The 26,053-nt window shown below is 64.8% G+C and carries 16 protein-coding genes; 11 read left to right on the forward strand and 5 right to left on the reverse strand.

The window, feature by feature from the left end; all coding sequences use genetic code 11:
• Window positions 1–236 precede the first annotated feature (236 nt).
• The 8 genes from J4P02_RS01555 to J4P02_RS01590 all read left to right on the forward strand — a co-directional run bounded on the left by J4P02_RS01555 (window position 237) and on the right by J4P02_RS01590 (window position 17,346).
• Window positions 237–2,912, forward strand: a complete 2,676-nt coding sequence (locus J4P02_RS01555) for a hypothetical protein (RefSeq protein ID WP_426187071.1) — start codon at window positions 237–239, stop codon at window positions 2,910–2,912.
• Window positions 2,913–2,954: 42 nt separating this feature from the next.
• Window positions 2,955–5,615, forward strand: a complete 2,661-nt coding sequence (locus J4P02_RS01560) for a DUF6603 domain-containing protein (protein ID WP_426187074.1) — start codon at window positions 2,955–2,957, stop codon at window positions 5,613–5,615.
• A gap of 6 nt (window positions 5,616–5,621) precedes the next feature.
• Window positions 5,622–7,997, forward strand: a complete 2,376-nt coding sequence (locus J4P02_RS01565; RefSeq protein WP_426187077.1) for a hypothetical protein — start codon at window positions 5,622–5,624, stop codon at window positions 7,995–7,997.
• Between the two features lie 5 nt (window positions 7,998–8,002).
• Window positions 8,003–11,872, forward strand: a complete 3,870-nt coding sequence (locus J4P02_RS01570; protein ID WP_426187079.1) for a hypothetical protein — start codon at window positions 8,003–8,005, stop codon at window positions 11,870–11,872.
• Window positions 11,865–13,451 (forward strand): hypothetical protein, encoded by a 1,587-nt coding sequence (locus J4P02_RS01575; RefSeq protein ID WP_426187081.1) that lies wholly within the window; start codon window positions 11,865–11,867, stop codon window positions 13,449–13,451. Before J4P02_RS01570 ends, J4P02_RS01575 begins: the two co-directional genes overlap by 8 nt.
• A 69-nt stretch (window positions 13,452–13,520) precedes the next feature.
• The gene (locus J4P02_RS01580) at window positions 13,521–15,356 is read left to right on the forward strand and encodes a hypothetical protein (RefSeq protein ID WP_426187083.1); all 1,836 of its coding nucleotides are present in this window, start codon (window positions 13,521–13,523) and stop codon (window positions 15,354–15,356) included.
• Window positions 15,357–15,373: 17 nt separating this feature from the next.
• A complete protein-coding gene (locus J4P02_RS01585; protein ID WP_426187085.1) occupies window positions 15,374–15,922 on the forward strand; it encodes a hypothetical protein in 549 nt (182 codons plus the stop codon).
• Window positions 15,923–16,407: 485 nt separating this feature from the next.
• A complete protein-coding gene (locus J4P02_RS01590) occupies window positions 16,408–17,346 on the forward strand; it encodes an MBL fold metallo-hydrolase (RefSeq protein WP_426187087.1) in 939 nt (312 codons plus the stop codon).
• Window positions 17,347–17,363: 17 nt separating this feature from the next.
• On the opposite strand, the gene J4P02_RS01595 is transcribed toward J4P02_RS01590, so the two are convergent.
• Window positions 17,364–17,705: a hypothetical protein gene (locus J4P02_RS01595; protein WP_426187089.1), complete on the reverse strand. Its 342-nt coding sequence runs from the start codon at window positions 17,703–17,705 to the stop codon at window positions 17,364–17,366.
• Window positions 17,706–17,920: 215 nt separating this feature from the next.
• Here J4P02_RS01595 and J4P02_RS01600 point away from each other — a divergent pair, with 215 nt between their 5' ends.
• The gene (locus J4P02_RS01600; protein WP_426187091.1) at window positions 17,921–18,178 is read left to right on the forward strand and encodes a hypothetical protein; all 258 of its coding nucleotides are present in this window, start codon (window positions 17,921–17,923) and stop codon (window positions 18,176–18,178) included.
• 27 nt (window positions 18,179–18,205) lie between these two features.
• Here the strand turns inward: J4P02_RS01600 and J4P02_RS01605 are convergent, their stop codons facing one another.
• Window positions 18,206–18,643, reverse strand: coding sequence for a nuclear transport factor 2 family protein (locus tag J4P02_RS01605; RefSeq protein WP_426187093.1), 438 nt, complete (start codon window positions 18,641–18,643; stop codon window positions 18,206–18,208).
• Between the two features lie 270 nt (window positions 18,644–18,913).
• On the opposite strand from J4P02_RS01605, the gene J4P02_RS01610 reads away from it, so the two are divergent.
• The gene (locus J4P02_RS01610) at window positions 18,914–19,465 is read left to right on the forward strand and encodes a TetR/AcrR family transcriptional regulator (RefSeq protein ID WP_426187095.1); all 552 of its coding nucleotides are present in this window, start codon (window positions 18,914–18,916) and stop codon (window positions 19,463–19,465) included.
• Window positions 19,466–19,585: 120 nt separating this feature from the next.
• Here J4P02_RS01610 and J4P02_RS01615 read toward each other — a convergent pair whose 3' ends face one another.
• From J4P02_RS01615 to J4P02_RS01625, 3 genes are read right to left on the reverse strand one after another with little or no spacing between them, the layout of a single operon-like run.
• Window positions 19,586–20,995, reverse strand: coding sequence for an efflux transporter outer membrane subunit (locus tag J4P02_RS01615; protein WP_426187097.1), 1,410 nt, complete (start codon window positions 20,993–20,995; stop codon window positions 19,586–19,588).
• 5 nt (window positions 20,996–21,000) lie between these two features.
• The gene (locus J4P02_RS01620) at window positions 21,001–24,132 is read right to left on the reverse strand and encodes a multidrug efflux RND transporter permease subunit (protein WP_426187099.1); all 3,132 of its coding nucleotides are present in this window, start codon (window positions 24,130–24,132) and stop codon (window positions 21,001–21,003) included.
• A 27-nt stretch (window positions 24,133–24,159) separates the two neighbouring features.
• Window positions 24,160–25,311 carry a MexC family multidrug efflux RND transporter periplasmic adaptor subunit gene (locus tag J4P02_RS01625; RefSeq protein ID WP_426187101.1) on the reverse strand — a complete coding sequence of 384 codons (1,152 nt, stop codon included), beginning with the start codon at window positions 25,309–25,311 and terminating at the stop codon, window positions 24,160–24,162.
• 123 nt (window positions 25,312–25,434) lie between these two features.
• Between J4P02_RS01625 and J4P02_RS01630 the strand changes: the two genes are divergently transcribed.
• A complete protein-coding gene (locus tag J4P02_RS01630; protein ID WP_426187103.1) occupies window positions 25,435–26,037 on the forward strand; it encodes a TetR/AcrR family transcriptional regulator in 603 nt (200 codons plus the stop codon).
• The last annotated feature ends 16 nt before the right edge of the window (window positions 26,038–26,053 follow it).

Consider the following 26,053-nt stretch of genomic DNA (forward strand, 5'->3'; position numbering starts at 1 on the left):
GCGGAGTCATGATCTTTCGCAATAGCGGCAGTGCGCCACTATCGCGTTCGGTTCTCAGCTGCTTGTCCGTCAGCAAACCCAAGCGAGCTAAGTGCTTCATTTCCCTCGATCACGTTCCTGGGCCCTGGCCTGCAGTGCCCTGCTGCACGCCTGGGCAGCAGGCTGCGGCCCCGCCCCGGCGGCGCTTGACGGGCAAGGGCCAGCGTCTAGAGTTCCAGCCCACGGCAGGCTAGCTAATGGCCAGTTCACGCCGCGACGAGGACCGCATGGACGCACAGCAACTGTCATCGGAAGGCGACCACGGCCGCCTGGCCGACGAGACGAGCGAGTACCTGTTCAACTCCCAGGATGGGCTGCTCTGGCTGCAATCGCTGGCGCTGGCCCGACCAGCGATCCGCATTCGCCTGGAACCGGGCAATCCCCAGGTCGTTTCTTGCACCCAGGCGCCGGGCCCGGTGGCCGGGACCTTGCACCTGTGCCTGGTGGTGATCGATGGCCAGCAGCACAAGCTGCTGCATGCCCAGGTGCAAGACAGCCAGCAACTCCTCGCCACCCAGACCCTGCGCCTGAAAAGGTTCCGCACCCTGATCAGTTGCACGATGCCCATCAGCCAGGTCAGCCATACCGGCGACGGGGTGCTGGTGAGTACCCATGACCAGGCCCTGCACTATGTGCAGCTCGACACCCCACGGATACAACCGCTGCAGCTCACGGCCAGCGCCGCGGGCAACGACCCCTTGTCCGAGGTGATTGCGGCGAAGAACGCCATCGCCACCTTTCTCGACAACCTCTGCGACCAGTTGCCGAATATGGTCGCGGCGGTGGCAGAGGTGGCCAGCGAAAAAGTCCTCGATGCCCTGGGTGCACAGATCAAGACCCAGCAACAGAATCTCGACAAAGTCTTCGACAAGCCCCTGACCCACTTTATCGCCCAGCACAATCAGAGCCCCTCGACGGCGGCTGCGGTGAACCTGCTGAGTTCGCCCGCCAACGGCCCGGGAGACGGCCCGGAGCTGCGCCGACTGCTGTTGCGCCAGTTGAACGTGCAGGGCTTTTTCAATCCTTTCTCCCCGTCGCAGGCTCAGGCGCTGAGCATGCCGGTGCTGAACCTGCGCGCCAGTGGCACCGATCCCGATCCTTTCGAGGCCCTGGGCAAGCTGTTCGCGCCCTTCGCCAACCTGCTCAACGCCAAGCAGCTGGTGTCGCTGACCGAGATGGGGGTCAGCGACCTGTTGCAGGCGGTTTCCGGCAGCAAGCCGTTTTCCAGCGTGATCAGTGATTTTTTCCAGCTGTTCAAGGTCGATGAGGCCATGACCGCCCTGCACGGGGTGTTCGGCTCCGGGCAACTGGCCGCGCTGGTGGGCCAGCTGGGCCTGAAGAGCTACCTGCAGCAACCGGTGCAGAACGCCTTCTTCATTGCCCTCTACAAGCATTACTTCCCCGGCAAGACCTTCACCCTGGGGGACTTGATCGCCTTTGTCGGCGCCTTGCTGGGATTTGTCGCTTTCGAGGTTCAAGGCAAGGGCGACGAGTTCCAGGCGGTGTTCAGCGATCCGCCAAGCCTCACCCAGTTCACCACGGCCCCGGCCACCCTGGTGGACCTGATCCGCGGTAACTCGCCCCACGCCGCGCTGATGCTGGCCAGCCTGCCGGCCAATGCGGTGGCCAGCGACCTGGCCCTGGCCGCCGCGCCGCCGGCCTGGCGGGTGGGCGTGGCTTCGGCGCTGTCGGGGGTCACCACCCTGATCATCGGCATCGCCGGGGTCTTGAGTTTCGGCACCGGGCTGATCGCCTCGCCCATGGTCGGCGGGGTGGCGGCGGGAGTGTCCCAGGGCCTGTTCGGCATGCTGCAGAACCTCAGCGCCGATGAGGTGCAGTGGGACCTGCTCTCGGGTTTTGCCGGGGCCTTTTCCGGCGCCTTCATCTCCACCCTGATCGGCAACAAGCTGTTCGCCAGCTGGGCGCAGAACGGCCCCACGCCTTCGGCGCGAATCCAGAAATTGCGACTGATCATGCTCGGCTCGGTACTGACCCTGGGCGCCGGCGGCGGCGCGGTGGTGGCGGCCCTGGTGAAGAACTACGCCAAGACCGGCCAGCTGGATTTCGACGACCCCCTGGCCCTGGTCAGCGGCGCCATCGGTGGCCTGGGCGGCGGCGCCATGGGCTGCGGCCTGCAATTCATGGGCGGCCTGAGTGGCGGCGCCTGCCTGCCGGTGCCGCTGTCCCTGGCCGAGGCCAACCTGCACGCCATGAACGGCCTGGCGGCGGCGCTGCCGGCGGTGATGAGCAATGCCACGCCCTTGCCCCTGCCCAACCCGGGGCTGCCGGTGGCCCTGCCCGGCTGGTCGATGGCGGTGTACGCCACCCAATTCAATGACCCGGCGGCGCTGCCGGCCAATGGCCTGTCCCTGGCCCTGGTGAAATGGACCGAGTTCCGGGACATGGACAATGGCTATAACACCATGCGCGAACGGCTGTTCTGGCTTGAACATGCCACTGGAGCACCGCCGGCGCCGGCACCGGCGGCCGACCGCCGGGCAGACCTGGTGCTCGGCGTGCACGGCATCGGCCGCTATGTGTTCCCGGCCCTGACCCATTTCGACGCCACCGGCGCCCGGGTGGATTTCTCCCGGCCCATGGCCAAGGGCGACTTCGCCCGGTTTCTGGCGGCGCAGCCCTACCTGGCCGCCCATCTCAATAACATCCGTACCAACCAGGGGCGCGCGCCCATCGTCAAGCTGATGATCTGTTTCAGTGCCCTGCCCCTGGGCTGCTGCAGCCTCGGCCAGGAGCTGGCCACCCAGCTCAACGCCACGGTGTACGCCGGACGTCCTCCGGTCTATCCCTGGCTCGATGCCGCCCACTTCCCCCGGGTACCCGGCTGGGGCGGCTGGATCAAGTACACCCCCTAAGGATCGAACCGCCAGGCGCCGCACACTCAGGAGTTTCCAAGGATGGCCACCCCCAGCAAGCTGACAACCGCAGCCCAGACCAGCATCGCCTCGGTCGAAGTGTCGCCGGTGATTGTCCCCGGCACCCTGTTCTTCGGCCTCTACGACGATCAGGGGCTGAAGGTCAAAGGCGGTTTCAAGGTCGAGGACCTGGTGCTGTCCCGGCATATGCCCCTGGTCAGCCAGGATTTCGCCGACACCGCCGTGGTGCTCAAGGACTTCCAACTGGCCTTCGAACATGCCTTCGGCGGCAGCGGCGACAGTGACCAGTTCGTCCTCGAACTGGAGCTGGTGCTGGGGGGCAACAGCATCAGCCGGCTCAAGCTGCCGCTGTCCGGTTCAAGCAATCCACCGCCCTTAACTGCGCTGGCACCGCCCTCGGGCAGCAACGCGCGGCTGGCCAGCGCCGACCAGGGCGCAGCGCCGCAAAACGTGCCCCAGGGCTCGATTTTCTGGATCAATATCCAGAAGTCCATCGGCCCCATCCATATCGGCCGCATCGGCTTCAACAGCATCGGCGACGATGTGCAGGTGCTGCTCGACGCCGGCCTGGCCACTTCGAGCTTCAGCATCGAGCTCAGCGGCCTTTCGGCAACGGTGCCGATTTTCGGCCTGGGCAGCTTCGACGACATCCAGATGGGCCTCAAGGGCCTGGACGTGGCCTTTTCCACCGCGGCGTTGAGCATCGAGGGCGGCCTGCTGATCAGCGAGCAGAACGGCCGCCCGGAATACGACGGCGCGCTGCAACTGCGCACCGCGGACCTGGCGCTGATGGCCCTGGGCTCCTTCACCTCGATCGCCAGCAATGGCCATACCGACAACTCGCTGTTCGGCTTTGCCTTCCTCGACCATGCCATCGGCGGACCGCCGGCGTTCTTTGTCACCGGGCTGTCGGCAGGTTTCGGCTACAACCGTTCGGTGCAGGTGCCGAGCATTGCCGAAGTGGGCAGCTTTCCGCTGCTGGCGGGGCTCAGCGATCCCTCCCAGCTGGGCCTGTCCGGCAGCGGCCTGCCGGCGGCGTCGCAGCTGGAGAAGGTGCTGGAAAAGGTCAATCGCTATATCCAGCCCGAGCTGGGTGAGTATTGGTTCGCCGCCGGCATCCAGTTCACCTCCTTCGAGTTGATCCACTCCAATGTGGTGGCGGTGCTGGAGGTGGGCAAGGAATTCGAGATCCTGGTGCTGGGCAAATCCTATGGCTCCTTCCCGCCTACCGGGGTCACCTACGGTTATGTCGAGCTGGACCTGGAGGTGGTGTTCCAGCCCGATGCAGGCCTGTTCAAGGCTGAGGCGGCGCTGTCGCCGAACTCCTACGTGCTGGACCAGAACTGCCACCTGACGGGGGGTTTTGCCTTCTACAGCTGGTTCGGCGACAACCCCCACGCCGGTGACTTCGTGTTCACCGTGGGCGGCTACCACCCGGCCTTCAAGCAACCTGACTACTACCCGGTGGTGGCGCGGCTGGGCTTCAACTGGCCGGTGTCCAGCGAAGTGCTGATCAAGGGCGGCGCCTACTTTGCCCTGACCCCGTCCTGCATCATGGCCGGCGGCAGCCTGGAAGCGGTCTACCAGTCGGGCAACCTGCGGGCCTGGTTCACCGCCTACGCCGACCTGCTGATCTACTGGAAACCCTTCTATTTCACCGCCGGCATCGGCGTCGATGTGGGCGTGTCCTATCACGTGCATTTTCTGTTCGTCAGCACCACCCTGCATTTCGAACTGGGCGCCACCGTGGCCCTGCATGGCCCGCCCACTGGCGGCATCGTGCATATCCACCTGTGGATCATCTCCTTCAGCGTGCCCTTCGGCGCCAGCGACAGCGCGGGCGAACAGAAACTCGGCTGGGACGACTTCAAGGCGATGCTGGCCCAACCCCGGCAGAGCGCGGCGCTGTCGCTCAAGGCCCAGGAGCAGAACACCGCCAGCCAGGCCGAACTGTGCCACCTGACCATCAGCAATGGCCTGTTGAACCAGGTGCAAGACAGCGACGGCAGCGTGCGCTGGCTGGTACGTGCCGATGAATTCGTCTTCGATGCCACCTCGGCGGTGCCCATCACCCAGCTCAGCGTGGCCGGCAGCACCTTGCACTCCCAGGCCGGGGCGCTGGCGATCCGGCCAATGCGGGTGGGCAGCATCAGCTCCTCCCTGGCCAGCCTGAGCATCGTTTCCGAGGACGGCAACCCCATCACCTGGAACACCCCGCAGCCGTTCAACCGGGCCTTGCCCCAGGCGCTGTGGGGCGCACCGGTGGAGCAGCCGTCGAAGGTCGACCCCAATGCCAAGCTGATCGACGACTGCCTGGTGGGGGTGCGCGGCTTGTCGGCCCTGGCCACCTACCAGCCAGCCCATACCGGGCCGATCGACATCCTCAAGGCCTTCACCTACTTCACCCTCTACCCCGAGGGCAGCAAGACCCTGCCCTGGCTGCCGATCTCGGCCAGCGCCGCGGTGGTAGCCAACAGCGCGGCGATCATCGCAGACGCCCGCGGTGCGGTGATCAACCCGGCCATTGCCAAGACCGCCAGCGCCCGCGGCCAGATCGTCAGCGCGCTCAACGCGCTCTGCGGTTTTGCCCTGTTGGATGAAGCCATGAGCGGTTTTGACGCGCAATCGAACTTCGCCAGCGATCCGCTGATTGGCCCGCTGCCCCTTGCACAGGTGGAATAAGAGCAGATGAAGAGCGCCATCCCCATTCGCCGCAGCGCCGACCTGGCGCCAGGCAGCATCGAGTTCTTCGACAAGATAGTGCCGCCGCTGCTGGCCGGCGACTACAGCATCAGCTTCGCCCAGGAGCTGGTCTACGACGCGCACAAACAGCAGGTGCAACGCACCCAGAATTTCTCGGTGCAGGCGCCGCGCTTCGGCCTCACGGACAAGGACGTGCAATCGGTGTTCCCGGCCAATGGCAGCAGCGGCAAGTACGAGAACGACCTGCCGCAAATCGTCCTCAACAAGCGTGCCCTGCCCTGGGAGCATCTGCTGGAGCCCGGCGATACCAGCGGCGCGCCGTGGATGGCCCTGCTGGTGCTTGATGCCGAGCAGATCAGCGTGCCGCAGAACAGCGTCTCCTCGCCGACCCAAACCCTGGCCGCGGCGCTGCCCCTGGGCCAGGTGCGCAATATCGACAGCGCAGGCCTGCTGGGCCCGCGCATCGCCCATCTGGACCACGGCCAGAGCGATGACGACATTGTCCACAGCATCGATATTGCCAGCGCCACCTTCCTCGCCCTGGTGCCCCACCTGGACAGCGCCGCCCCGGCCGACAGCGAACTGTGCAGCCTGGCCCATGTGCGCCAGGTGAACATGGAGCACAAAGAAATCCTCGAGATGACCCACTCGGGCTGGTTCTCGCTGATTGTCGGCAACCGCTTCCCGATCAACCCCGAGCAGCCCACCCGGCAGTACGTGCACCTGGTGTCGCTGGAAGGCTTCAAGCCCTACCTGGGCGAAGGCGCGAGCTTTCCCGCCGGCATCGACAGCGTGCGCCTGATCTCGCTCTACAGCTGGTCGTTCACCTGCCTGCCCGACCATGGCGAAAGCTTCAGCAGCTTCATGCTCAACCTGGTGTCCAGCGCCAGCGAGCAGAACACCGGGCTGAGCCTGCGTTTGCCGCTGAGCGCCGAAGCCCTGGCCCAGGACAGCTCCCCCGGCAAGGTGGCGAGCAAGGCCCTGGGCAACGGTTATGTGCCGCTGCAATACAACGCGCTGTATGGCACTAAGACCCTGTCCTGGTACCGCAGCCCCCTGGCGCCGTACAAGCCCGACCAGTTCACCCGGGGGGCCGCCCTGCAACCGTTTCGCTCGGCCTCGGATGGGGTGATCTTCGACCCGCAAACCGGGCTGTTCGACCTCTCCTACTCGGTGGCCTGGCAGACCGGGCGGCTCATGGCCCTGAGCAATCGGGCGTTTGCCACCAACCTGATGGACTGGCGGCGCAAGCTCAATCACATCATCGACCTGCTGGCCAACCTGGCCCAGGAAGACCAGTTGCAGGATTTCCTCGACACCTACGACGGCGATATCAACCAGTTCTTCCACGACCAGCTGATTACCGAGGGCTTTCTGAATTTCATGCTCGGCGAGTTTTCCAGCCTGATCGCGCCTAATCTCAACCAGCAGCAGGTGAGCTTCGCACCGCCGCCCAACGCCCTGACCAAGGCCGATAACGAGTTGCCGCCGCAACTGGTCAAGGAGCTGCAGAAGCTGTTGCAGAACCCCCAGGTGGCGGCGCTGCTCAATGATGTCGAGGGCCAGGAGCTGCAAACCATCGTCGAATGGCTGGCCCGCACCTCGCTGTTGTACGACGTGCCCTTCGACCACTTGGTGGCCGACCCGCGGTTGCTGCCGATCGAGTCGATCCGCTTTTTCTACCTCGACCGCAGCTGGATCGACAGCCTGGTGGACGGCGCCATGAGCATCGGCGTGCAGTCGTCCAAGGACAGCCATTACTACAAGATCACCAAGGACCTGATCCGCGATGCCCTGGACCGCCTGACCCTGGGCATTCGCGAGCGACTCCTGGGCCTGCCCGCCAGCCAGCAAGACCCCACCGACGGGGTGATCGCCGGGTTCCTGCTGCGCTCCGACGTGCTGGTGCAGTACCCGGGGATCGAGATCAAGGGCTACCGCGCCGTGGGCCGGAACGACGACGGCGCGCCGCTGGGTATCGATCGGATGCAGATCCTGCGGATGGATCGGCTGTCGCCCAATGTGCTGATCTGCCTGTTTCCCGATGCCCCGGCCTGGATCGAGTTCGACCAGCCCAGTGAGGGCCTGTGTTTCGGCGTGGAGCCTGCAGAGCAGGACCTGGACATCGCCCTGCGCGATCCGGACAACGGCGAGGTGTTGCCCAACCTGGTCTACAGCCTGGACAAGGTGGCGGACTTTCGTGGCCCGCAGTCCGGGCGGGTATTGAACATCAAGCACCTCAACGCGGCGCTGGCCGCCAAGCTGGGCAAGCCGACGCTGAATGCTGCGCAGTTCGCGCTGCAGTTGGTCAAGGTGCCCGAGCAGATGGTGTTTACCAATCAGCCACAGACGGCCGGGTGACAAGGATGACAGGGACGACCCAACTGCTGGTGCCCATGGCCCTGCAAGCCATGCTGGTGAACCAGCCGGTGCTCAACGGCAGCAAGTTCCGCCGCTGGCGCAACAACTACAACTACCTGGTCAACAACATGGACAGCCCGATGCCGGCGCCCTTCCAGGACGGCGGCGATCCTCCCAAGCAGGGCATCCACTTGCATTGGCAACTGCCCCAGGCGCTCAAGCATGGCCGCCCGGGCGCCCTGCTGTTTCGCATCGACACGGCAGTGGCCGCGATCACCCGGGCCCTGGACAAGAACCAGCCGAGCAGCGAGCTGCTCGCCGCCTTCAGCAGCCATGGCCTGGCGCTAGCGGCCAGCGGCGTGTCGCTGGCACCCCAGGCCGACACCGGCAACGATGGCTGGCAACTGATCGACTGGAGCAACGCCCGGCACTACCTGATCGAACTCAAGCAAGACAGCGCGAACCAGGAGTACCTGGCGGTCAGCGATGCGCAGATCAGCTTTCCCGAGGTGCCCAACCGCTGGCTGGTGATCCGCTTCCAGCACGGCGCGAGCAAGCTCGAGCCGACCTCCTGGATCATCGAGAGCGACTACCTGAATGCCAGCGCCGGCTCGATGTCCTTTCTCGACCCCAAGGCGCAGAACCTGGGCAGCCCGAATGCCGTGACCAAGATCGGCAAGTCGCAACTGCTCAGCGCCAGCTGGAGCGAAAGCGCTGCCGGTGAGGCGATGTTCCTGCGGGCCATAGGCCCGGGGGACGTGACCTTCTGCGCTTACGCCCCGGCGGCGCAGAACGTCTTCAGCTTTGTCGACAGCGACGCCGCCAACCTGCCGGAAAACACCGCCCTGAGCTACCTGGTGGCCGGCTGGTATGCCAACCCGGATTTCGACCCGCTGCACGGTGCCGACGCGCAACTGGAGGCCTTCAGTGGCCAGCTCAATGAGCTGAACTGGAACCTGGCCGGGTTTCCCGACCTGAGCCAGTACAGCGGGCCACTGGCCAACCGCTGCATCGTGCACGGCCTGCGCCACTCCCTGGTGTGGCAGACCGCGACCATGCCGTCGGGCAACCAGACCCAAGTGCCGGGGGATATAGGCAAGCAGGTCAAGGTGGCCATCGGCAATACCTCGGTGGAAGCCCTGGCGGCGCTGGTGGGCGTCACCAGCGGCGATCAGGACATCGACCTGACCCTGCTCGAAGCCCTGCAATACGGCTCGCTGGACAGCCTCGACCAGGTGGGCGGGCGCACCCTGGTGGCGGACAAGGCGCGCCAGGCACGCTATGGCGCTATCGCTGGTGGCCAGGCCTGGGAAGTGCGTGCCCGGGAAGAAAACGGCGCGACCCTGGGCACCGAGCAACCCGCCGACAGCGGCGACTATGCCGCCGGCCTGGCCGCGCTGAACCAGGCCCAGGCCCAGGTCAATGCCAGCCAGCGCCAGCTGGCCTCGCTGCAATGGACCCTGTATGCGCGCTGGTGGAAGAACCAGAACTACAACGTGCTGGGCCTGGGGCCGGCCAACCCGCCCGCCGACATGACCCAGATCGCCAGCGCCCTGGACCCCAGCTCCAGCGAGTACCAGGCCCTGGTCGGGCAGATCCAGCAACTGCAGCAAAGCATCAGCAACGCCTTCAGCAGCGGCCGCGTACCGCTCTACAGCGATGCGCAGGCCATCGAGGAGTACGCGCGCAAGGTGCTCAAGCTGCCAGCTTCGCTGCTGCTCAAACCGAAGAACGCGCCGCGCTACTGGCAACCCAACGACCCGGTGCTGGTGGTCGCCGGGATCGCCAACCCGGACGACGACAGCACCCGCCAGGCCTTGCAGTGCCGCACCCTGGAGCAGATCGTCAGCGGCTTGCGCATCGGCGACAAGACCGTCACCGCCGACAACGCCAAGGCACTGATTCCCCTGCCGCTGGCCAACCCAGGGGTTCCAGCAGCGGTCTATGCACTGTGCAACGAAGCGTTTTTCCTCGACCCGGCGAACTGGAGCAACATCGCCAACAACCTGTTCCGCGGCAATGTGCAGCCGGCCGATATCGGCAGCGCCATCGCCCAGGGTTCCTGGGCACTGGCCGCTTCCCAGGCGCCCCTGGCGCTGTCGCTGGCGGCCTGGGTACAGCCGTGGAACCCGCTGTTCCTGGAGTGGAGCATCAAGTGGTTCCCCACCTACAGCCAGAAGGACGGCGACTCGCCCTGGCAGTTCAAGCGCGATGAGTGGCAGTTCGACGGCGACGACTACAACTGGACCGGGGTGCACCTGGACGAGCGCCTGATGGTCGGCTACAGCGGTCGCACCCTGCTCTCCTCGCATTCGGTGTTCAATTTCGAGAACCGCCTGCGGGACTACATCGGCAAGTCCCGGACCCCGCAGCCCAAGCTGGAGAGGCTCGACGCCCTGCTCCAGGCCATCCGTTCCTGGGGGGTGATGTCGCAGCGCCTGAGCGGCCTGCATGGCGAGTTCGCCACCCGTTCGGCGGGCCAGTCCTGGCCACCCATCGGCGATATCGCCGCCCTGGTGCAGAACCAGTACCAGAGCGCGCCCGACCCCAGCAAGGGCGATCAGGACTCTGACTTCGGCCCGGTGTCGCCGACCTTCTTCCCGCAAATGGGCGGTTTTTTCGTGATCGACGATATCGAGGTGGTGGACAGCTTCGGCCAGGCCGTGAGCCTGCTGCCGGCGAACAACAACCCCACCGGCGGCAAGGCCTCGGCCTTCACCCCGATCCGCTCGCGACAACTGACCCCGGCCAACCCGAATATCGCCGTGGGCGACTACAGCCCGGCGCAGTTCGTGCAACAGCCCTACGGCCTGGTGCAGCCCGGGCAACTGGCGATGCGCTGGCTCGACGCCGAGCAGGACGCCAATGAAGTGGGGCTGGTGGCCGAGGCCAACCCGGTGTGCGGCTGGGTGCTGCCCAATCACCTGGATGGGGCCCTGGCCATCTATGACCAGCAGGGCCAGTTGCTGGGCGAGGTACGCGAGGACCTCAACCGGCAGACCGTGGCCTGGTTCCCGGCACCCGACAGCACCCAGCCCGTCACCCGCCCCGAGCAGATTGCCAACCTGCACCTGCGCGGCGTGGTCTGCGGCTTGATGGCGGCGCAGCGCCAGGCCGCCAGCACCTTCGATAACTTCCTCAAGGTGATCGACGAATCCCTGTGGCTAGTGGACCCCCTGGGCCCGCGCAGCGACCCGGACCTGGCGGTACTGATCGGTCGGCCGCTGGCGGTGCTGCGGCTGAAGCTGGCGCTGCAACTGGCCGGCGAGCGCTACACCAACCAGAGCTGGGGCGACACCTTCACCGGCAATGACAATGGCGTGGGCCAGAGCAGCTTCGCCCTGCGCCTGGGCAGCCTGGCGGTGCGCGAGGACGGGCTGATCGGCTACTACGCCGACAGCAACCTGCAGAGTTTCAACTCGGTGCACTACCCCAGCGGCCTGGATACCGGTTCCAGCTACGTCAAGGCGATTGGCGGCAAGGCCGGCAACTACCTGGAGCTGGCCGGCGATGGCAGCCCGACCTTCGTCACCCTGCTGATGGACCCCCGGGGCACCCTGCACGGCAGCACCGGGATTGTGCCGGTGAAGAACATCTCGCTGCCCAACCACTTTGTCGAAAGCACCCTGAGCCAGATGGAGATCACCTTCAGCGTCGGCTCGCTGCTGACTTCGGCGGCGTCGATCCAGATTCCCCGGCTGGCAGAGCAGAACGGCCAATGGTCGTGGGTCAGTCACTCCAGCAGCAGCCAGTTCACCACCTCGGCGGTGGACTTCAGTTCGCCCAATGCCCAGCTGTCGGCCCCGTCCATGCAGGTGCAGGACGGCTGGCTGCGGTTCCTCACCCAACTTGATAGGAATGTCGCCGATGAGTGAGCTGCTGCTGTCCTATTCGTTCCTCACTGAACCGGCGGTGCTGCAAGCGGGCAATACCGCGCGGCTGACCATCATCGTGTCCAACGCCGGAGCACCCTTCACCCTCAAGGGCATCGACTTCGTGCTGACCCAGGGCAGCGGCGCGCGGGATATCGCCAGTGGCGTGACCCCCACCACGCCGAGCCTGCCCGAAGGCTGGTCGCACCCGACCCCGAGCGGCGGGCGGTTCTCCATGTCACCGCCGGCGCCCTACAGCATTGGCCGCGACGGCTTGATCTTCGTCTTCGACCTTACCGTCAGTTCGATGGTCGGCACCGCGCAGATCGCCATCACCGAACATATCGACACCGGCAGCGGGCAACGGGCCAATCGCGGCACTCTGGCGGTGCCCAAGTTTCCCCAGGACTTTCGCCTGGACGCCTTCTACAGCGCCACGCCGATCATCAACCAGGGCGACAGCGTGACCCTGGTGTGGACCGGGCAGAACCTGCACCTGGCCAACTACAGCATCAGCTACAGCGCCGGCGGCCAGACCACCCTGATGAACATTCCGGCGCGCACCTATATCTACACCCTGAACGCGGTCGAGAGCTCCGGCGTGTATTACCTGCACGTCAAGGCCGCGGCCGATGAAGACACCTCCTTCACCTTGCAGTCCAGCGTCTACCCGATCACCGTCAACCCGGCGATCAGCGCGTTCTGGGCCGCGGAAAGCGTGGGTGCCCCCGGCAGCAACGTGCAGCTCAACTGGCGGGTTGTCGATTCGGTATCCAGCGCCACCCTCACCTGCCTGCAGAGCGGTGCCAGCTGGAACCTGAATGCCGCGGCGCTGGCCAAAGGGCAATTGACGGTCACTCTGCCGGCCATCTCGATGTCGGCGCAGTACCGGTTCCAGGTGTTCGAGAACGCCCAAGGCGAAGGCGCGCCCCTGCTAGTGGCCAGCAGCACCCTGAGCATCGCGGTCAGCGCGAGCATTCCCTATCTCAAGAGTCACTACGGGCAGTTCGTCACCGACGCCCAGGCCAGCGACCTGGCAAAAATGCCGGCCCGGGCCATCGACGACCCGGTGGTGCCGCAACTGATGGAAGAGATCTTCAGTACCTTCAAGGCGGCCTACCCGGATATCGACTTCTACCTCGACTGGGCCAACCCCACGCCCAACGCCCGCAGCTTCGTGTATATCGACGGCCGGCAGAAGGTGGTAGTGAATGGCGCCCTGGTGCGCATCGCCTGCCTGTACTACGAAGCCTTCTGCTTTATCGTCGGCCAGTGCGTGGCGCGCTTCAGCGGCCAGCCCCCGGTGGACGGCAACAACCTGAGCTACGTCGGGGTGGCCGACTACTACACCACCATCACCTTGTTGCCGCGGGTGTTCTTCTCCATCTCCGACAACAGCGCGCTGAACAGCGGTATCGAAATCCAGATCAAGACGCTGTTCCAGAAAGGCATATCGGAGCAGAACCAGATGCCCGACCCCGGCAATCTTGCGGCCAATCCGGGTATTCCTTGCCGCTTCAATGCAATCACCTCAGGCATTTTTGGCGAGAGTTTGCCCGCCTGCGTGAGTACCGGTTCCTGAACTGCTGCACGGCGCGCCGCCGGCAGATGTTATTGAAAAAAACGTTGGCCTGAACCAGAGGGAATTGAAATGGGATCGATTTATCCAGGGTGCGAGACTTCCGTCCATGACCTGAATCCGGATGCCATTGTTTGCAGTGAGCAGCACTGCGACAAATTCACGGAATCAGACACCTTTCACAAGGAGTGCGACAGCTTCGGCAAGGGCCATCCGCTCTATCCGATATCCACCGCAGAATGCATCAACACCAACCCGCCCCACGACATCACCGAGCCGGTGCTGGGCAAGTGGGGTTACGCCTGCCCCGACGGCTATGCCAACCTGAAGTGCTACTGCTGCTGTTCCTGCCTGGCCAACGGCACACCGATCGCCATTCCGGAGGGCGTCAAGGCCATCGAGCAATTCGCCATTGGCGATGCCGTCACGGTCGGTGACTGGCGCGGCCATGAGCTGTCGTGGACCACAGGGTCGGTGAAATTCTCCAGTGGCAGCGACGCCGGCTGGAAAAACACTATGATGTTCATCGAGATAGCGGGAAAAAAACAGGTGATCGCCTCGGTCGATCACCTGTTTTTTCTCGCCAGCGGCAAGCTCAAGCGCGCCGATCGCCTGGTGCCCCACAAGGATCACCTGATGGGCTCCGAAGGTCAGGCACTCGAAGTTCTCAGCAGTATCTCCGGCAGTTGGGACAAGGGCTTGCATCACATTGCCACCGATATGCACTTCGATGGCTCGCTCAAGGGCCACCTGATCAACTCAGCGGGGGTGGTGTCCGGCGACTACTGCCTGCAGATCAACCAGCATGAGCTGGTGAAGATGGGCCTGATGGACTCCGCAGAAAACACTCCGGCCCATGGCAGCAGGGCCTTTGCCGATGCCAACCCGCATCTTGAGGTGACTCGCGCCTCGGCAGTGAAAAGTGGCGAGAATCTGGCCGAGAAGGCCTTGCCCCAGGGTTTTACCGCCTTCGACCCCAACGGCAGTATCTATATTCCAGCCGGCGCAGCGCAGTTCTTGACCGATGCCCAGGCCACAGACATCGTCAATAACAGCAACGCCAGCTTTCGCGACCTGACCAGCGAATCAGGCCTCGATGCTGTCAATTTTTTGCTGAAGGTATTCAAGGGTTTCTACCCCTCGATCAATTTCCTGGTCGACGTACCCAACCCCAACTTCAATACCTACGGCTTCGAGATGTACGGGCAGAAGCATCTGGTAATCAGCGGAGAGATCACTCGACTCAACGGTCTCTACGCCGATGGCTACAAATTCATCATCGCCCAGGGCATTGCCCGGCTTCTGGGCAGCACGCCGAAAGACCAGTATGGCTTCACTTATACGGCTGCAGCGGACTTCTACGCGGTGTCATCGATTTTCCGCGAGGTGTTCTTCCTCGACTCCAATGACTTGATCAACAACGCACCCAATCAGATCAAGACAGTCTTCGGCTACATTTCTCCTGCCAATGCTGCTGGCGATCCGAATAACCTGGCCAACGATCCTTCGATCGATTGCCGCATCGGTTCGATCAACACCGGGATCTTCGGCGGTGGCGTGCTGCCTTGCGCCTGCGACGACTTGGCACTGGTGAGCGCCGTGCCGGATGCTTCCGAGCCCTACCACCTGCGCCTGGAGCTGAACTTCAACAAGGCCATCGACCCGCTGAGCATCAAGGACCTGTACAACTACAAGTTCCTCCCGCCCGGCTATCAGGACAACAACGCCAGGCTGCCCAAGGTGCTGGCGGCAAGCCTCAGCCCGCTGAACCCATCGGTGGTGGTGCTGCAGCTACAGTCGCCGCTGGACATCCAGTTCACGGTGTTCCTCACCGATGTCTGGGGGGCGAACGGCTCGGTGCTTGGCGAACAGAACAACGCCAGCTTCGCCTTTATGTCGCACAAGTAGCCAAGGGGATTGCCAGCATGAGCGAGCTACAAGAGATCAGTGGTATCCGCCTGCGCTCCATCGAGGACGGTTGCCGGCAACTGGCCGATATCCTCGAACTGAGCAACCCGGTCGCCCCCGAGGTGTTGATCGCGGCGCTGCAGTCCGAGGAATATGCCCGCAACCTGTTGATCTGCCGGCGTACGCCGGCCTTTCTCGACAATTTGCTGGCCAACCCGGTGCGCCCGCCGCCAGCCACCGAGCCCGAGCCAAAGCTTGAGCAGAGTGCCGTGGCACTGATGAAACAGGCTTCCGGTGCCCTGGCGCGCTGGGGCAGCGTGGGGTTTTCGGTGGTGGACGATGGGCTGCTCGAACAACGCCTGGGGGCCTGCCTGGCCTGCCCCAACCTCAGGCCCTCGGACGACGCCGCCAGTGCCCTGCACCGGCTGCTGAAAACCCGGGCCCGTTGCGCATTGTGCGGTTGCGATGTGGAGAAGAAGGCGCGCATGAGTTCCGAGCATTGCCCAGGGGCCGACCCGCAGCGCCCGGACCATAACCGCTGGGGCCAGCCGTTGCGGGTGGCCTGAAAACCCACCGGTCGGCAGCGCCAGACTGCCGGCCGGCAGGTTCCGGGCTCAGCTCAGGGGCACAACCTTCGCTTATAGTCGCTGGCGGAACGGCAGCTGCGCGGGGATCTCGACATTCAACCTGGCAAGGCGCGTATCGCCTAGTCATTGCGCAAGCGGCTGCCGGGTTGCGCGTCGGCGCAATAGCGCGGCCTGGGCAATTCGCTGAATGAACGGGCATTGACGGCATGCAACAGGCCCGCGTCGAACTAGGCTTGCGGGGCACGCCAGGTGCCCGGTTCGCGGGCCAATTGCGCTGGGATCTTGGCATTCGGCGGTGCAAAGCGTGGCTGGCGACCCGCTGAAGGCCGTCACACACTCCTGGCCGCAATGCTAGGCTGCTGCGGTGCCAAGAGTGCCGGGCGCAGCCCTGGGCTGCGTGGCGGTTTTTCCAGTAGCGGGGCCCGCGACACAGTGGCCCCCATGCCAGCCAGGAGCCTGCCAGCATGTCCAGCGATCCCCGCCAGAGTCCCAACCAGCTTCCCCCCATCGCCCTGGAGCGCCTGGATTTCGGCCGGGTGGCGATTTTCTTCGGTGCCAGGAACGGCAAGTACCCGGACGGCAACCAGATCCTGATCCGTGGCACCGACACCCGCGCCGCCCTGGATACGCCGCTGGTGGCCAATCATATAGGCCCATTGTTCGACAGCAGTGAGCTGGTGGTGCTGGGCCACGCCCATGAAGACCATATGGCCGGCCTGCACCGCGTGCCCCAGGCCAAGGTCTATGTGCACCAGGCCGATCTGGCGGCGGCCCGCAGTTGGCAGGGCTTGCAGGCCAGTTTCGGCATCGCTGACAAGGATCGCGCAGCCCAGATGCTCGACAAGCTGCAGCGCGAGTTCTTCTACACACCACGCCCCGATGCCTTGGGTTATGAAGATGGCGCATGTTGGGAGCTGGGGGGCAGCAGCATCCGCGCCCTGCATCTGCCAGGGCATACAGCTGGGCATACGGCGCTGCTGGTGGAACCCGAGGGCGTGCTGTTCATTGGCGATATCGACCTCACCGGCTTCGGTCCCTACTACGCCGATGCTTCATCCAGCCTGGGGGATTTTCGCCGCAGCCTTGAGCGCCTGGCGCAAATTCCGGCACGGGTCTGGGTCACCTCCCATCATCGCGGGGTCTACACCGACCGCCAGCGTTTCCTCGACCACCTGGCGATTTTCGCTGGCAAGATCGATGAGCGCGAGCAGCGCCTGTTGAACTGGTTGCAGGACCAGCCCCTGAACCTTGCGCAATTGGTGCAACGGCGACTGCTGTACCCCCAGGGCTTTAGCGGCCCCTGGGTCGAGGACGCCGAGACCCGCACCCTCAACCAGCACCTGGACGAACTGCTGGCCCAGGGCCGGGTGCATCTTGACGAACAGGGGCTGTTCCACTGCTAGGTAGGCCACGCGCCGCGTTACAGGCAGTCCTGGGCCACTCGCTCGAAATGCGAAGGGGTGAAGCTCGACGCCAGCAAGTGCCGTTCATAGAGGAACACCTTGCCGCCATTGGGCGCCTTGTAGGCTTCCAGGACATTGTCCGCCGCCACCTTGCTCGACACCACGATCCGATAGCCGCGCTGGTTCTGCGACACGGTCGGGGCCTGGGCATCGCGCTGCAGTTTGGGCACCACGCAATCGGCGTATTCGCTGGGGGTCTTGTGGGTCTGCAGCACCAGGCTCGGGTCGTTGGGCGCCGAGGCACAGGCGCTCAGCAGCAGAGTGGCCAGGGTCATGGCGGGAACGAGTAAAGCGCGCATCGGGTCATCCTGAGGTGTAAGCCGGGTTCGGTGCGCAAGGGGCCGGCTTCACGGCGCCGCCCTTGCGATCATGGTTTTTGCTGGCGGCGATTATCCCAGATCAGTGACCCCGACAGTATTTGCCTGGCTTGATTGTGACTATCACTTGAACCGATAGTGACGCCCCGTGCAGACTGCCTGGCAGCCCCTACTACAACTAGAACAAGGATTATTGTGTGCGAACCTTTGACTTGATCCGCGACGCTGTACTGCCGGAATTCCGCGAGCGGGTGGCCGACTACCTGATCGAATACGAAAGCGCCCTGGCCGATGCCAGCCTGTCGGCCGAGGCGCACCTGGCGGTGGCCTGGCAACTGCGTGGCTACTTGCGCGGCCTGAACACCACCCGGGTGCTGGGCATGGCCGAATGGGAAGAACTCGACCGCCGGGTGCTGGCCTCCTGGCTGACACCCGAGGCCACGGACGAAGACTGATCGCCGCCTTTTCCCAAGAGGTGTTGCCTAACCCTTGGCGCCCTTGTGCGCCGCCAGATAGCCGGACAAGCGCCGGCCCATCTCTTCGCCCAGGGCTTGCAGCCCGCTCATGGGCCGCACCATCACCTCGAATTCGACGATCTTGCCTTGCTCATCGAAGCGGATCATGTCGATGCCCTTCAACTGTTTGTCCCCCACCCGCGCACTGAACTCCAGCACCACGCTCAGGCCATCGGCCGTGGCCAGCTCGCGGTGGTAGGCGAAATCTTCGAACACCCTGAGCACCGTACCAAGGATGGTCGCCACCACCTGCGCCCCGGGGTATGGCGTGTGGGCCATGGGCGAGCGGAACAGCGCCTGGGGCGCGAGGATTTCCGTCAAGGCGCCGAGATCCTGGCTGGCGACCATGGCGTGCCAGCGTTGCAGGGAGGCCTGGGCCGGGGCTTGCAGTTGCAGTTCGGACATGAAGGTTACCTCTGTGGGTGGGTTGTTGTGTCACGAGGCTAGGGGTCAATCTTAGCTGCGTCAAGATTCTTAGCTGTGATAAATTTGCCCCGTTGTGCTTGCGACACAAAACGCCGGAACAACCTGCAAACAGGCTTGGAATATGCGGATAAAGCGCTCTGGCCCATGGCATCCAGGCGTTTTTTTGCCCCCCTGGGCGCTGATTGGCGTTGAAGCCCGCGGCTATTTCTGCACAATGCCTGCACTTGTCTATTCACCCGAGGTTCACTGATGTCCCTGACGCCCCAAGACGAACGACTGATCAAGGCGCTGGCCCTGGCCTTCGTCGACCGCCCCCGGGCCACGCTCAAGGACCTGGCCGAGGCCGCCGGCGTCAGCAAGGCCACCCTGCACCGCTTCTGCGGCACCCGCGACAAACTGGTGCAGTTGATGGAAGAACATGGCGATGCCGTGCTCAACCGCACCATCCAGGCCATCGACTTGCAGCAAGCCGAGCCCATGGAAGCCTTGCGCACGCTGATCGCCGAACACCTGGCCGAGCGCGAGATGCTGGTGTTCCTGCTGTTCCAGTACCGTCCCGACACCCTGGGCCAGGAGGACGCTCGCTGGAAGTCCTACACCGAGGCGCTGGACGCCTTCTTCCTGCGGGGCCAGCAACTGGGCACCTTCCGTATCGATATCAGCGCCGCAGTGTTCACCGAACTGTTCCTGACCCTGATTTTCGGCATGGTCGACGCCGAGCGCCGCGGACGCGCCGCCAGCGCCAACTCGGCCAAGGTGCTGGAGCAGATGTTCCTGCATGGAGCCGCGGCATCGGCCTAAGCCTTGCCCCAGGAATTTGCCCCGAGGCTTTCTCCGGGCCAAAAAAGAGCCCCGCAACCCAAGGGGCGACGGGGCTAAAATTGGTTGGTTGCGGCCAACCAAAGGAGCCATTGCCGAGTCTTAGCGACTGGCTTGAGTGGTTTCCGGCCAACCACCGCCCAGGGCGCGGAACAGGTCCACCAGGGCGATCTGCCGCTGGGTGCTGACTTCGATCAAGCTGGTTTCGTTGACGAAGCGGCTGCGCTGGGCGTCCAGGTAACGCAGGTGGCTGTCGATGCCGGCCTCGTAGCGGGCCTTGGCCAGTTTCAGCGATTGCTCGCTGGTGTCCGCCAGGGCACGCCGGGCCGCTTCCTCGCGGCGCAGGGTGTCGCTGGCCGCCAGGGCGTCCGCCACTTCACGAAATGCACTCTGCACCGTGGCCTCGTAGGCGGCCACGGCGGAGTCCTTGCGTGCCTCGGCCAGGCTCAGGTTGGCGCTGTTGCGCCCGCCGTCGAAAATTGGCAGCGACAGGGTCGGCACGAAACTCCAGGAACGCGAACCGCCATCGAACAGCCCGGACATCTGCGCACTGGAGGTGCCCAGGCTGCCGGTCAGGCTGATGCGCGGAAAGAACGCCGCCCGTGCCGCGCCGATATCGGCATTGCGCGCCTGCAATCGGTGCTCGGCGGCGAGGATGTCCGGGCGTCGCTCGATCAGGCTCGATGGTGAACCGGCGGCGATGTCCTGCAGCAGTTGCGGCCGCTCCTGACGCGGGTCGCCAATGGACTTCGCCGCATCCGCGCTGCCCAACAGCAGCACCAGGGCGTTGAACGCCTGTTGCTGCTGGCGCAGGTTGTTTTCCTGGTCGGCCCGGGATTGCTCCACCAACCCCAGGGCTTCCTGGTAGTCCAGGGCACCGGCGGTGCCCACCGCACGCTGGCGGCTGATCAGGGCGAAGGAATATTCGCGGCTGACCAGGGTCTGCTGGGTCAGTTCCAGGCGTCGCTGGGCGCCGTCGAGCTGCAGGTAGGCCTGGCTGACTTCGGCGATCAGGGCGATGCGCGCCGCACGCCCAGCCTCCTCGGTGGCCAGGTACTGCTGCAGCGCCGCGTCGCTGAGGCTCTTGACCCGGCCGAACAGGTCCAGTTCGTACTCCGGCAGGGCCAGGCCCACCTGGTAGGTACTGGCGACCCCGGCCTGGCCACTGCTGGCCAGATCCGCCGGCAAGCGCTGGCGATTGCCCGAAGCCCCGGCGTTCAGCCCCGGCACTCGGTCGGCACGCTGGATGCGGTACTGGGCCCGGGCCTGCTCGATATCCAGCAAGGTCTGGCGCAGCGAACGGTTGTGGTCCAGGGCGATGCCCACCAGCCGCCGCAGTTGCGGGTCGAGGATAAAGCCCTGCCAGTCCAGCTCGCCAATGCGCTGCCCCGACGCCGTGGCCGGCTGCTCCCAGCTGGCGGCCACTGGCGCTTCAGGGCGCTGGTAAGTCGGCGCCAGAGAGCAACCGCCCAGGGCCAGCAACAGCGACAGGGAAAGACTTCGTATAGGCATGCGCATCACTCCTGGCCCTCGGCCGCGTGCTCGAGCACGGCGGGTTTACTGCGCAGCAGCGACAGCACCCAGACAAAACAGATAGGTACGAAAATCACCCCCAGCAGGGTGGCGCTGAGCATGCCGCCGATCACCCCGGTGCCGATCGCACGCTGGCTGGCCGCGCCGGCGCCGGTGGCCAGGGCCAGGGGCACCACGCCGAGAATGAAGGCCATGGAGGTCATGACGATCGGCCGGAAGCGCAGGCGCGCGGCCTCGATGGCAGCGTCACGCAGGCTGTAGCCCTTCTCCCAGAGCTCCTTGGCGAACTCGACGATGAGGATCGCGTTCTTCGCCGACAGGCCGATGATGGTGATCAGGCCGACCTTGAAGTACAGGTCGTTGGGCATGCCCACCAGGCTGACCGCGAGTACCGCGCCCACCGCGCCGATCGGCACGATCAGCATCACCGACAGCGGGATCGACCAGCTCTCGTACAGCGCCACCAGCAGCATGAACACCACCAGGATGGCCAGGGCGAACAGGGCCGTGGCCTGGCCGCTGGAAACCTTCTCCTGGTAGGACAGGCCGGTCCACTCGTAGCCGATGCCGGCCGGCAGTTGCGCCGCCAGGCGTTCCATCTCGGCCATGGCCTGGCCGGTGCTGAAGCCGGGGCCGGCGTCACCTACGATACGGATCGACGGGTAGCCGTTGTAGCGCACCAGTTGCACCGGGCCCTCTTCCCACTCCGTGGTGACAAAGGCACTGAACGGCACCTGCTCACCCTGCTGGTTGGGCGCGTAGAGCTTGAGCACGCTTTCCGGGGTCATGCGCTCGCCCTGCTCGGCCTGGATCACCACCCGTTGCTGACGCCCAGCGTTGGTGAAGTCGTTGATCACGTCGGAACCGAAAGCCGCCGACAGGGTGCTGCCAATGGTGCTGAAACTCACCCCCAGGGCGCGGGCCTTCTCGCGGTCGATCTTCAGGCGCAGCTGTGGCGCTTCGGCCAGGCCTTCCATCATCGCGTAGAGGAACACCGGGTTGCCGTAGGCTTGGGTCAGCAAGGTATCGCGGGCTTGCAGCAAGGCTTCGCGGCCAACGCCGCCACGGTCCATCAGGCGCAGGGCGAAGCCACCGGAGTTGCCCAGGCCGTTGATCGGCGGTGGCGACACCGCCATCACCGTGCCGTCGTCGGGCACCGCAAAGTGCTCGTTGAGCGCCGCCACTTCCGCCGCGGCCGACTGCTGTGCATCGCGCTCGGACCAGTCCTTGAAGGTCGGGAAGGCCAGCGCCGCATTGTCGCCCTGGCCGGAGAAGCTGAAACCCGAGATCACGAATGCCGAGGACACCGCCTCGCGGGACTTGAGGTAGGCCTCCAGCTGTTCGCCGGTGGCATTGGTACGCACGCGGCTGGCGCCTGGCGGCAGTTGCACGTCGACCACCATGTAGCCCAGGTCTTCGCTGGGCACGAAGGCTTCCGGCAGGCGCAGGTAGCTGTAGCCGAGCACCGCGACAATGCCGCCATACACCAGCATGAAGCGCCCGGCGCGCTTGACCAGTGCGCCATTGAGCAGCGAATAGCGCTCGGTCATCCGCGCGAAACCGCGGTTGAAGGCGCCGAAGAACCCGCGCTTCTCGTGATGCCCTGCGGCAATCGGCTTGAGCAGGGTGGCGCACAGCGCCGGGGTGAAGGTCAGGGCCAGGAAGCCGGAAAACAGAATGGAGACCGCCAGGGATACCGAGAACTGCTGGTAGATCACCCCCACCGAACCGGACATAAAGGCTAGCGGCAGGAACACCGCCGACAGCACCAGGGTGATACCGACAATGGCCCCGGATACCTGCTGCATTGCCTTGAGGGTGGCATCGGCCGGCGACAGCCCCTCCTCGGCCATGATCCGCTCGACGTTCTCCACCACCACAATGGCATCGTCCACCAGGATGCCGATGGCCAGCACCATGCCGAACATGGTCATCATGTTCACCGAGAAACCCAGCAGGTACATCACCAGCAGCGTGCCCAGCAGGCACACCGGCACCACGATCGACGGGATCAGGGTGTAGCGCACGTTCTGCAGGAACAGGAACATCACCAGGAACACCAGGACCATGGCTTCGATCAGGGTATGCACGACCTTTTCGATGGCCACGTCGACAAAGCGCGAGGTGTCATAAGGTATCGAGTACTGCACGTCCTCGGGGAAGAACGCCGAGAGTTCCGCCAGGCGCTGCTTGACCAGCCCCGCGGTCTGGATGGCGTTGGCCCCCGGCGACAGCTGGATCGCGCCGCCTACTGCGGGAGTGCCGTCGAGGCGCGAGGAGATGTTGTAGTTTTCCTGGCCCAGTTCCACCCGCGCGACATCCGCCAGCTTCACCGTGGAGCCGTCCTGATTGGCCCGCAGGACGATCTGGCTGAATTCCTGCGGGTTGTTCAGCGTGCCCTTGACTGCCAGGGTCGCGGTCAGCTCCTGGACGCTGCTGCCCGGGGTACTGCCGAAAGCACCGGCGGGTACCTGCACGTTCTGTTCGCGGATGGCGTTGCTCACGTCATCGATGGACAGGCCATAGCCCACCAGCTTCTGCGGTTCGATCCAGACCCGCATCGCCGCTTCCGAGGAGAAGAACTGCAACTTGCCGACCCCCGGCAGGCGCCGCAACTCGTTGTTTATGTTACGCGCGGCATAGTCGCCCAGGGCCGTGGTGTTGGTGTGCTGGGTGCCGTCCTTGTAGTTCAGGGCGTAGATCAGCAGGAAACCGGCGCTGCTCTGCTCCACCTGCAGGCCCTGGGTCAGCACGGCCTGGGGCAGGCGCGCCTCAGCCTTCTTCAGGCGGTTCTGCACGTCTACCTGGGCCAGGTCCGGATCGGTGCCCGGGACGAAGGTGACGACAATCTCGGCCGTGCCGTTGGAGTTGTTGGTGGACTCGAAATACAGCAGGCCCTTGGCGCCGTTGAGCGACTCCTCGAGCACGCTGGTGACCGACTCCACCAGCACCTTGGCCGAAGCGCCGGGATAGGTAGCGGTCACCATGATCTGAGGTGGCGCCACGTTGGGGTACTGTGCCACTGGCAACTTGGAGATAACCAGCAAGCCAGCCAGTGAAATGAATAGCGCGACCACCCAGGCAAAGTTGGGGCGTCTGATGAAAAATTGCGACATCGAAGAATCCTCGCGGCGATTTCGCCCTTACTGTTGAGACCCGGACGCTGTGGCCAGGGCACTCTTGGGCTCGACCTTGGTCCCCGGCTGCAGGCCCGCCAGGCCACTGACAATCACCCGGTCGCCGGCCTTCAGGCCGTCCCGGATCTGCCAGCGCGCGCCCTGCATGGCGCCGGTCTGCACTGGGCGCTGCTGGGCACGGCCGTCGTCGTCCATCACCAGCACCGAGGCACTGCCGTCGGGGCTGCGCTGCACTGCACGCTGTGGCACCAGGATCGCCTGGCTGTCGGTGCCCTGGGGGGTGTGCACGCGCACATACATGCCGGGCAGCAGGTTGCCGTCACGGTTGTCGAACTGGCCGCGCAGGGCCACTTGGCCGGTGCCCGGGTCCACCGCCACATCGGTGAACAGCAGCGAGCCCTTGCGCTCGTAGGAGGTGCCTTCGATGCGCACCGACAAGCCTTGCTGCGAATCGGCGGCCAAGGTGCCGTTCTTCAGGGCTTCACGCAGGCGCAAGACATCGGCCGCCGGCTGGGTGAAGTCCACATACACCGGGTCCAGTTGCTGGATGCGCGCCATCAGGGTGGCGTCGCCCTGCCCCACCAGCGCGCCTTCGGTGACCAGCGCCCGGCCCACACGGCCGGAAATCGGCGCGGTGACCGAGGCATAGCCCAGGTTCAGGCGCGCGGTCTGCAGGTCGGCCTCGGCAGAACGAGTGGCCGCCTGGGTCCGCCGCAGTTCGGCGGTAGCGCTGTCGTAATCCTGCTGGCTCACGGCTTCGATCTTCACCAGCGGCTCATAGCGCTTGACCCGCGCCTGGGCTTCGAGCATTCCGGACTGGGCCCGGGCCAGCTCGCCCTCGGCCCGCGCCACCGCGGCCTTGAACGGCGCAGGGTCGATCTGGAACAACAGATCGCCGGCCTTGACGTCAGCCCCTTCGACAAAACGTTTGTGCAGAACAATGCCCGCCACCCGGGCACGCACTTGCGCCACCCGCACCGGCTCGACCCGACCCGGCAATTCCGAGACCAGCGCCAAAGGCTCGCTGGCCACCGCCAGCACCTCTACCGGACGCGCCACTTCCACGGCGGCGCTCTGTTCACCTGTTGGACCACACCCGGCCAATGCGATGGCTACTGCCAATGACCCAGCCATTCCTACTGCACGCAACTTGCCCATGACTCACCCGAGGGTTGATTGAAAACGGATCGAATGGTACGTTTCAAACCCTAATGAGTCAACTATGTCTCATTTGATCAATATAAGACCTGAGCTTTTGCCCTTCTGGAGACCGATCGGCCCATGCAAGCATCTGGAAAATCCTACCGAGAAGTGGCGAATACCCCGTCCCCCCATGAGGAACGGCTGCTGCGCCTGTTGACCACGGCAATCGTCAACCGGCCCCGCGCCTCGATGCTCGAACTGGCGCAGATGGTGGGAGTGAGCAAGGCTACGCTGCATCGTTTCTGCGGCACCCGGGACAACCTGCTGCAGCGCCTGGAAGCCCATGCCCGGGAGGTGCTCGAACAGATCATCGAGAATGCCCGCTTGCAGCAGGATGGCTTTCTTGCGGCCTTGGAGCGCTTGATCGGCGAGCACCTGGCGCACCGCGAATTGCTGGCCTTCCTGGTGGCCCAGTACCGGCCCGACTTCCTCGCTGAACAGGGGGACGGCGCGCCCTGGCGCTCCTACCTGAATGCCCTGGACGGCTTTTTTCTGCGCGGTCAGCAGCAAGGCGTGCTGCGTATCGATATCACCGCGGCGATTCTCACCGAGCTGTTCATCACCCTGGTCTACGGCATGGTGGATGCCGAGCAACGGGGTCGCGCAGCCAGCGCCAATAGCGCCCAGACCCTGCTGCAGATGTTCCTGTACGGGGCGGTGCAGGCCACTGCCCCGGCCTGAGCCGCGAGGCCTCAGG

Source organism: Pseudomonas sp. NFXW11 (assembly GCF_049887815.1).
GTDB lineage: Bacteria > Pseudomonadota > Gammaproteobacteria > Pseudomonadales > Pseudomonadaceae > Aquipseudomonas.